Origin of the sequence: Paraflavitalea pollutisoli (genome assembly GCF_029360705.1) — a bacterium.
GTDB classification, from domain to species: domain Bacteria; phylum Bacteroidota; class Bacteroidia; order Chitinophagales; family Chitinophagaceae; genus Paraflavitalea; species Paraflavitalea pollutisoli.
Window position 1 is genome coordinate 100,496 of record NZ_JARKMX010000002.1, and the last position, 14,551, is coordinate 115,046.

Genomic DNA, 14,551 nt, shown 5'->3' on the forward strand with positions numbered 1-14,551 from the left:
GCACGGTTTTAGGTCAGAGATCGGAAGGCCTGATCTTTTGCCGGTGTTGTTTTTGCCCGGACTGCTTCTTTTTAGAGTCCAGCCGCTTTTCTTTGGAGGCTTTGGAAGGTTTGGTGGCAACACGCTTCTTTTCTTTTTTGAGGGCCTGTTCGATCAGCGCGTGCATCTTTTCCAGTACTTCCAGCTTGTTCTCCAATTGCGACCGGTGTACCTGGCTTTTCACTTGCAAAAATCCTTCCGAATTCACCCGGGAAGCCAGCTTTAATTGCAAACGTTCTTTCTGTTGATCGCTCAATACCAACGAATTGCCGATATGAAAGTACCCTTCCACCATCGACTCTACCTTATTGACGTTCTGTCCGCCTTTACCGCCGCTGCGGGCCGTTTTAAAGACGATCTCTTTGGTTATATCTATATTACTCATAATACGCGGGCATTTTGCCGGTTGCCCAATTCTCCCATAAATTTACAAACTAACCTATAAATATGCGGGCAGTAATACAGCGCGTCAGTCAGGCCAGTGTAACGATCAATGATGTAATACGCTCATCCATCGGAAATGGTTTGTTGGTGTTGGTAGGAATTGAAGATGCAGACACCCCCGAAGACGTAGAATGGCTCAGCAACAAGATCATCAACCTACGCATTTTTAATGATGACAACGGGGTCATGAATGTTTCGGTCAGGGAAAACGGTGGCGATATCATCCTGGTGAGCCAGTTTACGCTGCATCCGCCACTAAAAAGGGCAACCGGCCCTCTTATATCCGGGCCAGTAAACCCGATATCGCCGTGCCCCTGTATGAAAAAATGATCGCCCGGCTGGAGCAGGACCTGGGTAAGGGCATCGGTACCGGTGAATTTGGGGCAGACATGAAAGTGAGTTTGCTCAACGATGGCCCTGTCACGATCATCATAGACACGAAAAACAAAGAATAGCCTCAAAACACAAAAAAGCTAATATGGAAATCACATTGAATGAAGCCCAGGACCAGGTCGACCACTGGATTAAAACGGTGGGCGTGCGATATTTCAATGAACTCACCAACCTGGGTATCCTGATGGAAGAGGTTGGCGAACTGTCGCGCTTGATGGTGCGTACCTATGGCGAGCAGTCGTTTAAGGAAAGTGACAAGAACAAGCTATTGTCGGATGAGATGGCCGATGTATTGTGGGTGCTGATCTGCCTGGCCAACCAGACGGGTGTGAACCTGACGGAGGCGCTCCAAAAGAATTTCGAGAAGAAAAATATCCGAGATGCCCGCCGCCACCTGGATAATGAGAAGTTGCAATAAGGTTTTCGATCCATATGAACGATGAAGAATTATCCGTCGAAGAACGGATCAAAAAAGCGGTGGCGTATGCGCTGCCGCAGGTAGCCGGGCATGGCGACGCAGACAGCATCGTGCACGAAATCAAATCCCTCTTTCGGCTCACGCAGGAAGAGGCCGCACAGGCTTATTCCCAGATGCGGCAGCAATACAATAGGATCTATGAGCGAACGATCTGCCGTTACAACCTTATCGTATTGGCATCAGCAGGGATTGCGCTGCTTGCCTTTACCACTTATTTACTCCTGGGAAATGCGATACGAGAAAGCGCTGCAGGCATCATCCTCATCGTGATCGCGGTGGTAGCCATATTGGTAGCTGCAGGCGCAATGATCAAGGTGACGGGAATCTGGCAGGAGAAGAGATACCAACCATTTATCGATCGGCCCCGCCTTTTTTTCATCGGAGAGCGGGAAGCTATGTTATGGCATGCCTGGAAGTTGTTACCTATGGGCATCTTTCTCCTGGTAGTGGCATCCTTCCAATATCTCACCGATCAGGGTATGCTCAACCTCAACGCACTGGACACCAGTGATCCTAAAAAAATATACCATCAGCCCTATTGGGTGAAAATAGCTGACGGAAAAAATCCGCAGTATGGTTATGCCTTTTCCTTTTACGAAGATCCGCAGGTATACCAGCTGCCGGATGATTTAAGCCAGGATGGGCACCCCAACTACTCCATCCGCGACGTATTTGCCAATGATACCGTGCAGATCGTGTACGACCGGAAAGAGGAGCCGCTGATCAGGGACCGGTATGAATCGCACAAGATCCGAATCTACAACATAATAAAAGAAGGGAAACCTTACCTGGACCTGGCCCAACGAAACACGTCCATTTATGAAAAAAACAAAGCGCAAGCCCGATGGGGCCTATTGGGGTTTATGCTAATCGAATTTATTGCGGTAGTGGTGCTTTTTTGCCAGGTGTTGAAAAGCCGGCAGGAGCTTGTCGTTCGATACGGTGCAGCCAATAGATCGTAATCGTACAGATGCCGGTAAGAGTGGTGCCTGTCCCCATTTGCCAGAAATGGTTGACGACCTTACGCACGAGCCCGGCACATACGAAGATCGCCGGCCCAACCAATTGTTGTACGCCCAACCCCTGGGTGGGATCACTCCACGCCCAGCGGGGCGTAAAAGCCTCCTTTATGATATTTACGGTATAACCCTGCCACAGCAGCTCTTGCGGAAGCGCTCCGGCAGGGTATCCTTTTTTAAAGTCGCACTACGGATTATCTGCGAGAAATATCTACCAGTTTGTAGATCAAACCACCAATACCGACGAGCATCATGACGAGGCCAAATATGTACAGGCCGCTACCAGACTGATATTTGCTCATTTTCATGATACCACTAAAAATAAAGTAAACGGATACGAGCATCGACATGATCCCGATGCCCTGAGAGGATTTGGCGCGACTGGCGACATTATTTCGCTTCAGGGCGCTGTTGACTTCATCGGTGGAGAACTGCTGATTGAGGAGGTTCTTTCGGATCTCATCGAGCGAGAAGCCTGCAGCGATCTGTTTGTCGATTTCCAGCTGGAGGGTTTCATTGTTTGCCATGGGTACGGATTTATGGAGCTAAAAGTAAGCGCGCGGCCGCGCAATCGCAATAGCTGAATATTTTTAAGCATCCAGGCCTGTAAACCAATTATTTGCCAGCTGATTGATGCATCCGGCTGGCAAAAATTATATGCGTACTATTTTTTCATTCTATTGAGATAGATAATATTAGCCCGTCTTATCTTTGCCCGCTATGGCAACAAACGATAATAAGTTTCAGGCGATCGTCTCGCATTGCAAAGAATACGGTTTCATTTTCCAATCCAGTGAGATCTATGATGGGTTAGCAGCAGTTTACGATTACGGCCAATGGGGCAGTGAACTGAAAAAGAACATCCGCGATTACTGGTGGAAGAGCATGACCCAAATGCACGAGAACATCGTCGGTATCGATGCTGCTATCTTCATGCACCCCACTACCTGGAAAGCCAGTGGTCACGTGGACAATTTCAGCGATCCCATGATCGACAACAAGGACAGCAACAAACGCTACCGGGTCGACCACCTGATCGAAGCCCATGCCGACATCCTGGAAAAAGAAGGCAAAAAAGCAGAAGCAGATGCACTGCTCGCAACGATGGAAGCTTTGCTGGGAAAAGACGACCTGGCTGGTCTCAAAACCTTAATCGAAGACAACAAGATAAAATGTACGGTCAGCGGCACGTCCAACTGGACCGACGTACGTCAGTTCAACTTGATGTTCTCTACCCAGCTGGGTAGCGTAGCCGACGAAGCCAGCGAGATCTACCTGCGCCCGGAAACGGCCCAGGGTATCTTCGTCAACTTCCTCAATGTGCAGAAGACCGGCCGGATGAAGATACCTTTTGGTATTGCCCAGATCGGTAAGGCCTTTAGAAACGAGATCGTTGCCCGCCAGTTCGTATTTCGTATGCGCGAATTCGAACAGATGGAGATGCAATTCTTTATTCGCCCTGGCACAGAAGACCAATGGTATGAGTACTGGAAAGCAGAGCGTCTGAAATGGCACCTGAGCCTGGGTATTTCACCGGAAAGATACCGTTACCACGACCACGTAAAGCTGGCCCATTATGCCAAAGCGGCTTGTGATATCGAGTACGAATTTCCCATTGGCTTCAAGGAAGTAGAAGGTATTCACTCACGCGGCGATTTTGACCTTACCCAGCATCAGACCTATAGCAAAAAGAAAATGCAATACTTTGATGCTGAGATCAATCAGAACTATGTGCCGTATGTGATCGAAACCTCTATTGGTCTCGATAGAACGGTATTGCTGATCCTCAGCGAAGCCTATGTGGAAGAAGACCTGAGTACACCTGAAAAACAGGATAGCCGGGTGGTACTGAAATTTCCGCCCAAACTGGCCCCCATCAAGCTGGCCATTTTACCATTAACGAAAAAAGATGGCTTGCCAGAAATTGGTCGGCAGATCATGAACGATTGCAAATCAAGCTTTTATTGCTTCTACGAAGAAAAAGACGCCATCGGTAAACGCTACCGTCGCATGGATGCTATTGGGACCCCTTTCTGCGTAACCGTCGACCACCAAACCAAGGAAGATAATACGGTGACAATCAGGTATCGCGATACCATGCAGCAGGAACGCATTCCGATAAATAAAATATTGGAAATTGTTCAAAAACAGATTATTTAATTCTAAATTTGTCACTTGCGTAATCGACTCAGGTAGATCAAATTCCTGATAAAACCTCTCTCCTTTTTGAAAGCGAACAATGTGTCCTTTTGAAAACCAAACTTCCCAGTTAGGCTCTATTTGATTTAGTAGCTTATAATATTTCCATGAGCTATCCGTTATAGGATAACTGCCGTATTGACATTGATCAAGTATTTTGACCGTGTCACAAAGGTAGAAACCCCTATAAAGGACTGCTGTTTCGTAAACCGGTTCTTTACTTTAAAAAGCTGTATATGCTTGCAATCGTAATTCCTGTGAATGTATTCTTGTTTGGCGGCTTGATACTATTCGCATTTGTAGCTGGCTTTCTCACCCGGAAAGGTCAGTTGAAAAAAATGAAAACAAAGGTTCTTGAGTTGGAGAATGAGATGTTGAGCAACCATGCTGATATCCTCGACTTGCAGAAAGAAAAAGCGCTTCTTGAGCAAAAACTGAAAGAACACCACATTCCTGTTATATCCATCACTTCCAAAGACGACAGCAGTAAGCGTAAAAGCGGCAATCAGCACTAATTCCACTGCTTCGCCGGCAACTAGTCCCCCTTCATCTTTCCTATTAGATGAATATTTGTTGCCAACCCTAAAATCCAATCGTAGAGACAGCTACTAACCGTATAGTTCCTGGTGGATCATTTTTCGATCATACCCCAGGTTTTGTATCCGTTGGCGGGCCTCGTCGATCATATCCTTCCAACCACATAGGAAAAAATAAGCAGGCTTCGGCAGCCACTCGCTGGAATTATCCGGTGCAGGAATTCTATTCTCCTTACAGATCTGTTCATACAGGCTGTGCACATAACCAGTATGATAGTCGCCCGGTGCTTCCCGTGAGTAGGTTGGAATGTACCTCAAGCTGGTGACTTTCGATTCCAGCGCCCTCAGCTCATCGGCATACAAGGCATCTTTAAACAATCGACAGCCAAACAACAAATAGATAGATTGATGGGGTACCCCGTGATTGAGTATGTGGTGGCACATAGATCGAAAAGGCGCAATGCCTGTACCTGTACAAATGAAGAACAGGTCACGGTCTACCAGTTCCGGCAATACAAATACGCCTTGTGGCCCACGGAGGGTTAGCTCAGAACCTTCTTTAATTTCATGAAACAGGTAATGTGTACCAGCTCCACCATCGAGTAGTACGATCACCAGCTCAAATACATTGGAGCTATCGGGCCAGGAGGCGATGGAATAGCTACGCCAGCGCTTATTGGGCTTCTCGTGTATGGGAAGATCTAACGTCACAAACTGGCCTGGCGTAAAATCAAAAGACGCCAATTCCGGAACCTGTATCCAGAACCGTTTAGTACTGGGCGTTTCGTCGGTAATGCGTATCACCTTACCAGTTCGCCAGGGCTGCAACATTGGGTCTGTGTTTACTTAAATATACGAAATTTCGGGTGCAGCCCCATTGGCCATTCCGGCGAAACGGCCCATATTCCCTTTGAAATGAATGGCTTTGATGCGAACGGAAGCATGGACGGGTAGGTAGCGGTAGTTTGCGATTATAGGCCAGGCGACTTACAACGGTGCGGCTGGCAAGGGAGGGCTTTAAATGGCTGATGCCTTGGTTTGGGGCGGCTATCGATACCGATCCATTGGTTGGGCGTTTATCCACTGATCCATTGGTTTCGGTCCGTTTTCAATTTTACGCTGCAGGAAGGTTATCCATAACGATCCCATGTTTGGCGGCCGTTATCCAACTCCCGCTGCGGGGCGGTTATCCATAAAAAAAGGAGCAGCGCTGCTGCTCCTGTATGCCTTAATGGCAAGCAATCGAGTCGGGTGCTAAAGTAGCCCATTTTTCCATCCGACAAACTTTTTCAGCCCACTTTTATTTCCACTTCCGTGTATTAATAAATTTCTGATTATCAAGGAGAAACCTTAGTCTTTCAGACTACTTGACGGCAATCAATGCTAAAATGTTTTAGCATACCCGTAACGAACCACAACGCTCCCACTCCCCGCTTTTTTGTATCTTTGCGCCCGTTGATATGAATCTGCAGACGTTGCTGGATACCTACAAGAATAACCCCCGCCTTTTTCAATTGGCGGACAGGCTTTCTTATTCCCAACCGCAACACATTTACTGCAGCCACCTCCGCGGCAGCTCCGCCGCCTTCGTGATCAGCACCATTTTTCAGCATCCGGCCAATAGTCAGCTCAACCACGTCGTGATCTGCGAGGACTCCGAATCTGCAGCCTATCTGCAGAATACCCTGGAGAACCTCACCAATGCACTGAATGTATACTTCTTCCCCTCATCGTTCAAAAACAGGAAGAATTTCAAGCTGCTCAACTCTTCGCACGTGATGTTGCGCACCGAAGCGCTCACCCGCTTTGCGGCCCAGGCTGCCGGCAAAGGCAACCGCACCGGATTATTGGTCACCTACCCCGAAGCGCTGTTTGAGAAAGTCGTATTACCCGACTCCCTGTCTGGCAATATCATTTACCTCAAGACCGGCGACAGCATCAACGTCGACGGGCTTTTGGAGCAGATGGTGAGTTATGGCTTCCAGCGTACCGACTTCGTGTACGAGCCCGGCCAGTTCGCCCTGCGCGGTGGTATCCTCGACATTTACTCTTTTGGCAACGAAAAGCCTTACCGGGTAGAGCTTTTTGGTAATGATGTAGACTCCATCCGCATCTTCGATCCGGAAACCCAGCTCAGCGAACGCAAGCTGCTGCAGGTCACCATCATTCCCAATGTGGAAACCCAGTTCGACAGCGATGAGAAGACCTCTCTCTTCGACTTCCTCCCCGACAATACCGTGGTGTGGATACAGGATTGGGCCCTGACCAAAGAAAAGATCATTACCCAGGAAGAAGACCTCGGGATGTTCATCAACCTGGAACAGGAAACAGCCGCCAGCCTGGCTGCCAATCCCAAAAGCCGGGAAGCCCGCGCAGCACGAGAAAAGGAATGGGATGAAGACGAGACCCGGCTGGTGAAAGCCAGCGTGAAGCCTGACGATTTTGTGCCGGCCGACATGCTTGAACTACAATTACAGCAAAGACATATCGTCGAGTTTGGGCATGAAGGCTCCTTCCCTTTCTTTACCGGGGGCGAGGCGCACACCATCGTGTTCAACACCAAAGATCAGCCGGCCTTCAACCGCCAGTTCGACATGTTGATCCGCGACCTGAAGCAGTGGCTGGGCAAAGGATTCAGCCTGTACCTCTTCGCCGAAAACCCGCGACAGCTCGAAAGGCTCAACAGCATCTTCGAAGACCTGAAAGCAGAGATACAGTTTACCCCTGTACCTACTTCCATTCACCAGGGCTTTATCGACGAAGACTCTAAAGTCGTTTGCTATACCGATCACCAGATCTTCCAGCGTTACCATAAGTACAAGGTGAAGCAGGCCTACAACAAGAACAAGGCCCTTACGCTGCGTACACTTCGTGAACTGCAACCCGGCGACTACGTCACACACATCGATCATGGTGTGGGGACTTTCAGCGGCTTGCAGAAATTGGAAGTGAATGGCAAAATGCAGGAGGCGGTACGCATTCTCTATAAAGACAGCGATATCCTGTATGTGAACATCAACTCACTGCACAAGATATCCAAGTACACGGGCAAAGAAGGCACCGTACCCAAGGTTAATAAGCTGGGCAGTGACGCCTGGAGCAAACTGAAGGAAAAAACCAAAGTCAAGGTCAAGTTAATCGCCTTCGACCTGATCAAACTCTACGCACAACGGAAAGCACAACAGGGCTTCCAGCATTCGCCCGACAACTACATGCAGACCGAGCTGGAGGCATCGTTCATATACGAAGACACGCCCGACCAAAGCAAGGCTTCTGCCGATGTGAAGAAAGACATGGAACAACCTTCTCCCATGGACCGCCTGGTGTGTGGTGACGTAGGATTCGGTAAGACGGAAGTAGCCGTCCGAGCAGCCTTCAAGACCTGCTGCGATGGCAAACAGGCTGCCGTATTGGTTCCCACGACCATCCTGGCCTTCCAGCATTATAAAACATTCAAAGAACGGTTGAAGGACTTCCCGGTAACCGTTGACTATATCAACCGCTTCAAGTCGTCGAAAGAGAAGAAAGAAACGATGAAACGCCTGGAAGAAGGCAAGATCGATATCCTGATCGGCACCCACGGCATACTCGGTAAAGAAGTTAAATTCAAAGACCTGGGACTGTTGGTCATCGATGAAGAGCAAAAGTTTGGCGTTGCGCACAAGGAAAAGATCAAGACACTCCGCACCAACGTGGACTGTCTTACGCTGACGGCTACGCCCATTCCGCGCACCCTTCAGTTCAGCTTGATGGGCGCCCGTGACCTCAGTATCATCAATACGCCACCTCCTAACCGGCAGCCCATCCAGACTGAAGTAGCGGTGTTTAACGAAGACATGATCCGCGACTCCATCTACTTCGAAACAGAACGTGGCGGTCAGGTATTCTTCATCCACAACCGGGTGATGGGACTGGGTGAAATGGCCGGACTTATTCAGGGACTTTGTCCCGACTTGAGCATTGGCACTGCGCACGGACAAATGGAAGGTCATATCCTCGAAGAACGTATCCTTGATTTCATCGACAAGAAATATGACGTGCTGGTATGTACCAATATCGTGGAAAGCGGTGTGGACATTCCAAACGTCAATACGATCATCGTTAACAACGCACACCAGTTTGGCCTTAGCGATCTGCACCAGCTGCGCGGCCGTGTAGGCAGAAGTAATAAAAAAGCCTTCTGTTACCTGATGGCCCCACCGATGAGTACCCTGCCCACCGACTCGCGTAAGCGCCTGCAAACCCTGGAGCAGCACAGTGAACTGGGTAGTGGTTTCCAGATCGCCATGCGCGACCTCGATATCCGCGGTGCCGGTAATATGCTGGGCGGCGAACAAAGTGGTTTTATGGCTGAGATCGGTTTCGAGATGTACCAGAAGATCCTCGACGAGGCCATCAAAGAATTGAAGCGTACCGAATTCCGTGCGCTGTTCAAAGAGGAGATCTCTAAACAGGAAGACTTTGTACAGGATTGTACCATCGATACGGACCTGGAGATCCTGATACCCGACAGCTATGTAGAAAGCATCACGGAAAGGCTAACGCTATACACGCGTCTCGACAATTGCGAAGACGAAGCTTCTCTGCAGGAATTCTCCCGCGAACTGGCCGACCGTTTTGGCCCCATCCCCAAGCAGGTAGAAGACCTGTTCGACACCGTGCGTAGTCGTAAACTGGCGGTAGAACTTGGTTTTGAAAAGATGTTGCTACGGGACGAAACATTGAAGTGTTTCTTCATCAACAAAAATGACTCTCCCTATTTCGAGTCGGATACCTTCCGCGAGATACTCACTTATATTCAGAAGCATACCAACAATGCGAAACTGAAGCAAACCGGCAAAAACTTCTTGTTGGTAGCGGAAAACATCAAAGACATGCAGGTACTTACACAATTCCTCAGCCGCATGCGCAACTTTGTAAAGAGCGCAACGGAAGCAGGCTTCCCCACCAAAGCATAATGTGGTTTCCTATTCATTAAAAGGGAATCAGGTAAATTAGCGCAAAAATCCCAGGCCACTTTATTCGTTATAAGGAGTATCCGCATGGCAGCGAGCTGCCAAAGCAGTGCCTATCGGTCTACCTGGCGGCCAGCTTCTTTCTTCTGCTTGCGCATGACCCTTAGCCATGAAAAGAGAATGGCGAAGAAGGCCAATAAAGGAATGGCCCATACTACACTTGCCCAACGGAAAGTACCCTGCACTTCTTGCTGCTCGGCTTTAATCGCTTCGTGACGGGCATCTACGGTCTTTTTTAAAGAGGGCTCATACAAGGCTGCATAATCATAAAATGGAATGGCTTCCCCTCTGGAATCTGTCTTCGCTACGATGTCGGCAAAATCGAGTGCCAGTTGGCCAACCACCTGATCAGGTGGCGACATATAACCGGTTCGTTCATGCAACTGATAGGCAATCTGTACCTTCAGCGAATCTGGATTACGCACAAAGACATATTGTTTATCGATGACCCACTGACCATAGTCCTTGAAACCAAGGTTGATGACTTTATCAAACTGTTGCTTACCTAACTTTTCTTCGAGTATTCGTTCCTGAATCCAATCGGAACCATAGTTACCCTGCCGTGTGATGGCCTGTGCTTTACGCACCGTTTCCAGTGCTTTATCAATTTTACCGGTAAACTCGTACCCCCAGGCAAGATGAGCCGCGATCGCATAGTCGTCGGGATGTAGTGTATACAAGGCTTCCAATTGCTGCACTGCTGCTGCCTTATCACCTGTCTTCAACACGATGATCGCATAAGTGGTTTTGCCACGCAGGTCCAGATTGGCGAAGCCAATCCGCTGCAATGAATCCAGTTGGTTTGTAAGCGAGCCGTCTGCCGAAAATTGAGCGCTCCAATAAGCAGGTTTTCCATGCTGCACATGTACCAAAGCATTGAGATCGACCTTTTCACCCACCAATGGTACTCGTTGTGAAGGGGACAATTGAGCTTCAGCAATCGTAGCAACCTGCAAAAACAAACAAAGTGCCCAAAGGGTATACATCATTCTGCGCATAGTACTGCAAACTTAGCCGATCCCGCCGAGTTAATGAACAGTTTTCCATCGTGAACTGCCAAGCGCCGCTATAAGCATACACCAGGTTATTTCGCGCGCCGTTCCAACCATCCTTCCATACCCTTAAAAAATAAAGGCCTGGCTTAGAAAAGCCTGGCCGTTTGTTGATCGTACCCTTTAAAAAATCATGAATGCGGTAATAAGTAGTTTATCGGGTCTGTCGACTGCAACCTGGTACGTGTTGTGCAGTTTTTGAAAAGAGCCATCCCGAGGAATCGGGACGGCGTTTGTTGATCGTACCCTTTAAAAAACTTGAATGCTTTGATAAAGAACTTCCGGGGTTTAATCACTGCAGCTGTTACCAATTGCGCAGTTTTAAAAGAGCCATCCCGAGGAATCGGGACGGCGTTTGTTGATCGTACCCTTTAAAAATTCTTCAATAAGTTGATAAGCAGTTGGTTTGGGTAAGTTGCCGGAATGTATCATCACGGCGTTTTAGAAGAGCCATCCCGAAGAATCGGGACGGCGTTTGTTGATCGTACCCTTTAAAATAAACTCTTATAATATCTTGATATACTAATGATCCTTTGTTACCAGGTACTGCCTTTCCTTGCCCGCCGGGTCTTTAATGCCATCACCACTTTCAGTAAGACAATCCAATCTCTCATAACCCTATTGTCGGTGATAAAAATTGCTGTTAAAGCTTCAGAAAGGGCCATCCCGAGGAATCGGGACGGCGTTTGTTGATCGTACCCTTTAAAAATCGGTGAATATCTTATTTAGACTTAATGATCCGTTGGATGATCGTATCTGTGCCATTTGATACACGGAGGATATAAATGCCTTCAGCAAGATCGTTGAGTGCCAGCGTTTCGTTCAGCGCAGCCTCTTGTCTGAGTTCGGTCCTCACGGGCTGACCATTGAGGTTATTGATCACTTCCAGCGAAACAAACTTCCCCTTCCATTCTGCAGGTAGCGAAACCTTTAAGTCACTTACAACCGGATTGGGCGATACTTTCACAACCGGTGTAGCTTTGTGGTCTACAGTATATACTGTATGCTTAATCGATTTCTGCACCTTACCTTTCATATCAACCATATTGATACGATAATAAACAAATCCTTTAGGGACATTCTTCACGTCGTCGGAAAAGCTATAGCTTTTCTTGAAGCCAGTAGATTCATCTTCTCCTGTAAACAAATAACCCACTTCACTAAAGGCTGTATTATCCAGGCTGCGTTCGATCACAAAATGACTGTACTGATCATCTACCGAAGTAGACCAGTTCAATACTACTTTCTTACCAGCACTTGATTTTCCTTGCTGTGCAACGCCGGACAGCGCGGAGACTATGAACATCAGGGGCAACAATATCCACCTGAAAATATGTTGTAGAATAATGGGTTGTTGGTCGGCAGAGAGATAGTGGTACGTTTTCATAACTTATTTATTAGGGACGGATAAACTATGTAATGTCCACAGGAGCTTGGAAACGAACCGGTCTTTTTCGTAAGTATTGGGGGATATAACTGTCAGCTTACAACGCTGCAATAAAATAAGTGATTCAGGTACGGTTTAACTGGGAGATTGGGTACGGTTATGATGGGAATTGGAGGGAGATCGTTGTTGTTGATCGTGAGTCAAAGATTGAAACAAAATTTGACAGATGCAATAGGCGAGGCTAATTTTTTTTGACTTATATCGAGCAATAAATGCTTGCGCATTGATTTACAATAACAAAAAAAGTCCCTTCGTAAAAACACGAAGGGACTTTTCTATAGTAATAAATTGATTACTTATACTGAGGCATGATTGACTTAGCGAGCTCAACCATTTTCTTAACGCCATCTTCTGGCAGATTGCCTTTCTTGAACTGAGCCAATACATCAGGCAGCTTGTTCTCCATCTCCATCAGGAAGTGGTCTTCAAACTCTCTGACACGCTTAACGGCTACTTCACGCAGCAAACCTTGCGTACCGAGGTAGATGATCGCTACTTGTTTTTCTACTGCGAATGGCGTGTACTGAGGCTGTTTCAGGATCTCCACGTTACGGGCACCCTTGTCAAGTACCAGCTTGGTAGCAGCATCGAGGTCACCACCGAACTTAGAGAAGGCTTCCATTTCACGGTAGAGGGCCTGATCGAGTTTCAGGGTACCTGCTACTTTCTTCATCGACTTGATCTGTGCGTTACCACCTACGCGGCTTACAGAGATACCTACGTTGATCGCCGGACGGATACCACTGTTGAAGAGGTTACCTTCCAGGAAGATCTGACCGTCGGTGATCGAGATTACGTTGGTTGGGATATATGCAGATACGTCACCAGCCTGTGTTTCGATGATGGGGAGCGCCGTCAATGAACCACCACCTTTTACCAGGTGCCTGATAGACTCAGGAAGGTCGTTCATGTTCTTGGCTACGCTGTCGTCATTGATAACCTTGGCAGCACGCTCGAGGAGACGGCTGTGCAGATAGAATACGTCACCAGGATAAGCCTCACGGCCTGGGGGGCGACGCAGCAGCAGCGACACCTCACGGTAAGCCACTGCTTGCTTGGACAGATCATCATAAATGATCAGGGCAGGACGACCGGTATCACGGAAGAACTCTCCGATGGCAGCACCCGCGAAAGGCGCGTAGAACTGCAAAGGAGCAGGATCAGAAGCAGAAGCCGCTACGATGGTGGTGAAAGCCATAGCACCAGCGTCTTCCAGAGTCTTCATCACACCAGCAATGGTAGATGCTTTCTGGCCGATCGCAACATATATACAATAAACTGGCTTGCCAGCTTCGAAGAACTCTTTTTGGTTGATGATGGTATCGATCGCGATAGCGGTCTTACCAGTTTGACGGTCACCGATGATCAACTCACGCTGACCACGACCTACGGGAATCATAGCGTCGATCGCTTTCAGACCGGTTTGGAGGGGCTCTTTTACCGGCTCACGGAAGATTACACCAGGCGCTTTACGCTCCAGGGGCATCTCATACTTTTCGCCAGCGAGAGGACCTTTACCGTCGATAGGCTCACCCAATGTGTTTACCACGCGACCCAGCATGCCTTCACCTACATTGATAGAGGCGATCTTACCAGTACGACGCACTTTCGCGCCTTCCTTGATATTTCCGCTCTCACCCATCAATACCACACCCACGTTGTCTTCTTCCAGGTTAAGGGCAATTGCACGAACACCGTTCTCGAACTCCACCAGTTCACCAGAACTTACATTGTTCAACCCGTAAACACGGGCAATACCATCGCCCACTTGCAGTACGGTACCAACCTCTTCGAGATCGGCTGCCGCATTGAAGTTGCTCAGCTGCTGGCGTAATATCGCTGATATTTCATCAGGCTTAATGTCTACCATATCTAACTGTTTATAGTTTTTTGTTTGTTTTTGTTTGCGTCGTCTGTCAGGTTTAAAGT

The 14,551-nt window shown here is 48.1% G+C and carries 11 protein-coding genes and 1 pseudogene; 6 read left to right on the top strand and 6 right to left on the bottom strand.

Translation table 11 applies throughout. The features are described from left to right. Positions 1-13 precede the first annotated feature (13 nt). Complete coding sequence (gene arfB, locus P2W70_RS05150; protein ID WP_276480367.1) at positions 14-424, bottom strand: alternative ribosome rescue aminoacyl-tRNA hydrolase ArfB; 411 nt, start codon at positions 422-424, stop codon at positions 14-16. A 62-nt stretch (positions 425-486) separates the two neighbouring features. On the opposite strand from arfB, the pseudogene dtd reads away from it, so the two are divergent. The 3 genes and pseudogenes from dtd to P2W70_RS05165 all read left to right on the top strand — a co-directional run bounded on the left by dtd (position 487) and on the right by P2W70_RS05165 (position 2,316). After that, positions 487-938 (top strand): annotated as a pseudogene (gene dtd, locus P2W70_RS05155) (D-aminoacyl-tRNA deacylase). 23 nt (positions 939-961) lie between these two features. Next, on the top strand, positions 962-1,294 hold the full coding sequence (locus P2W70_RS05160) for a nucleotide pyrophosphohydrolase (RefSeq protein WP_276480368.1): 333 nt from the start codon (positions 962-964) through the stop codon (positions 1,292-1,294). Between the two features lie 14 nt (positions 1,295-1,308). Then, positions 1,309-2,316 (top strand): hypothetical protein, encoded by a 1,008-nt coding sequence (locus tag P2W70_RS05165; RefSeq protein WP_276480369.1) that lies wholly within the window; start codon positions 1,309-1,311, stop codon positions 2,314-2,316. Positions 2,317-2,567: 251 nt separating this feature from the next. On the opposite strand, the gene P2W70_RS05170 is transcribed toward P2W70_RS05165, so the two are convergent. Next, the gene (locus tag P2W70_RS05170; RefSeq protein WP_276480370.1) at positions 2,568-2,900 is read right to left on the bottom strand and encodes a hypothetical protein; all 333 of its coding nucleotides are present in this window, start codon (positions 2,898-2,900) and stop codon (positions 2,568-2,570) included. 193 nt (positions 2,901-3,093) lie between these two features. Here P2W70_RS05170 and P2W70_RS05175 point away from each other — a divergent pair, with 193 nt between their 5' ends. Together P2W70_RS05175 and P2W70_RS05180 are read left to right on the top strand one after the other, a co-directional pair. Next, entirely contained in the window at positions 3,094-4,533 is a 1,440-nt protein-coding gene (locus tag P2W70_RS05175) for a glycine--tRNA ligase (RefSeq protein WP_276480371.1), read from the top strand. A gap of 275 nt (positions 4,534-4,808) precedes the next feature. Next, positions 4,809-5,087, top strand: coding sequence for a hypothetical protein (locus P2W70_RS05180; protein ID WP_276480372.1), 279 nt, complete (start codon positions 4,809-4,811; stop codon positions 5,085-5,087). 93 nt (positions 5,088-5,180) lie between these two features. On the opposite strand, the gene P2W70_RS05185 is transcribed toward P2W70_RS05180, so the two are convergent. Next, entirely contained in the window at positions 5,181-5,939 is a 759-nt protein-coding gene (locus P2W70_RS05185) for a ferredoxin--NADP reductase (protein ID WP_276480373.1), read from the bottom strand. A gap of 629 nt (positions 5,940-6,568) precedes the next feature. Between P2W70_RS05185 and mfd the strand changes: the two genes are divergently transcribed. Further along, a complete protein-coding gene (gene mfd, locus P2W70_RS05190; protein ID WP_276480374.1) occupies positions 6,569-10,066 on the top strand; it encodes a transcription-repair coupling factor in 3,498 nt (1,165 codons plus the stop codon). Between the two features lie 110 nt (positions 10,067-10,176). On the opposite strand, the gene P2W70_RS05195 is transcribed toward mfd, so the two are convergent. The 3 genes from P2W70_RS05195 to atpA form a co-directional block, all read right to left on the bottom strand. Beyond that, on the bottom strand, positions 10,177-11,121 hold the full coding sequence (locus P2W70_RS05195) for a hypothetical protein (protein WP_276480375.1): 945 nt from the start codon (positions 11,119-11,121) through the stop codon (positions 10,177-10,179). A gap of 775 nt (positions 11,122-11,896) precedes the next feature. Next, positions 11,897-12,562 carry a T9SS type A sorting domain-containing protein gene (locus P2W70_RS05200; RefSeq protein ID WP_276480376.1) on the bottom strand — a complete coding sequence of 222 codons (666 nt, stop codon included), beginning with the start codon at positions 12,560-12,562 and terminating at the stop codon, positions 11,897-11,899. Between the two features lie 352 nt (positions 12,563-12,914). Continuing rightward, complete coding sequence (gene atpA, locus P2W70_RS05205) at positions 12,915-14,492, bottom strand: F0F1 ATP synthase subunit alpha (protein WP_276480377.1); 1,578 nt, start codon at positions 14,490-14,492, stop codon at positions 12,915-12,917. Positions 14,493-14,551: the final 59 nt, after the last annotated feature.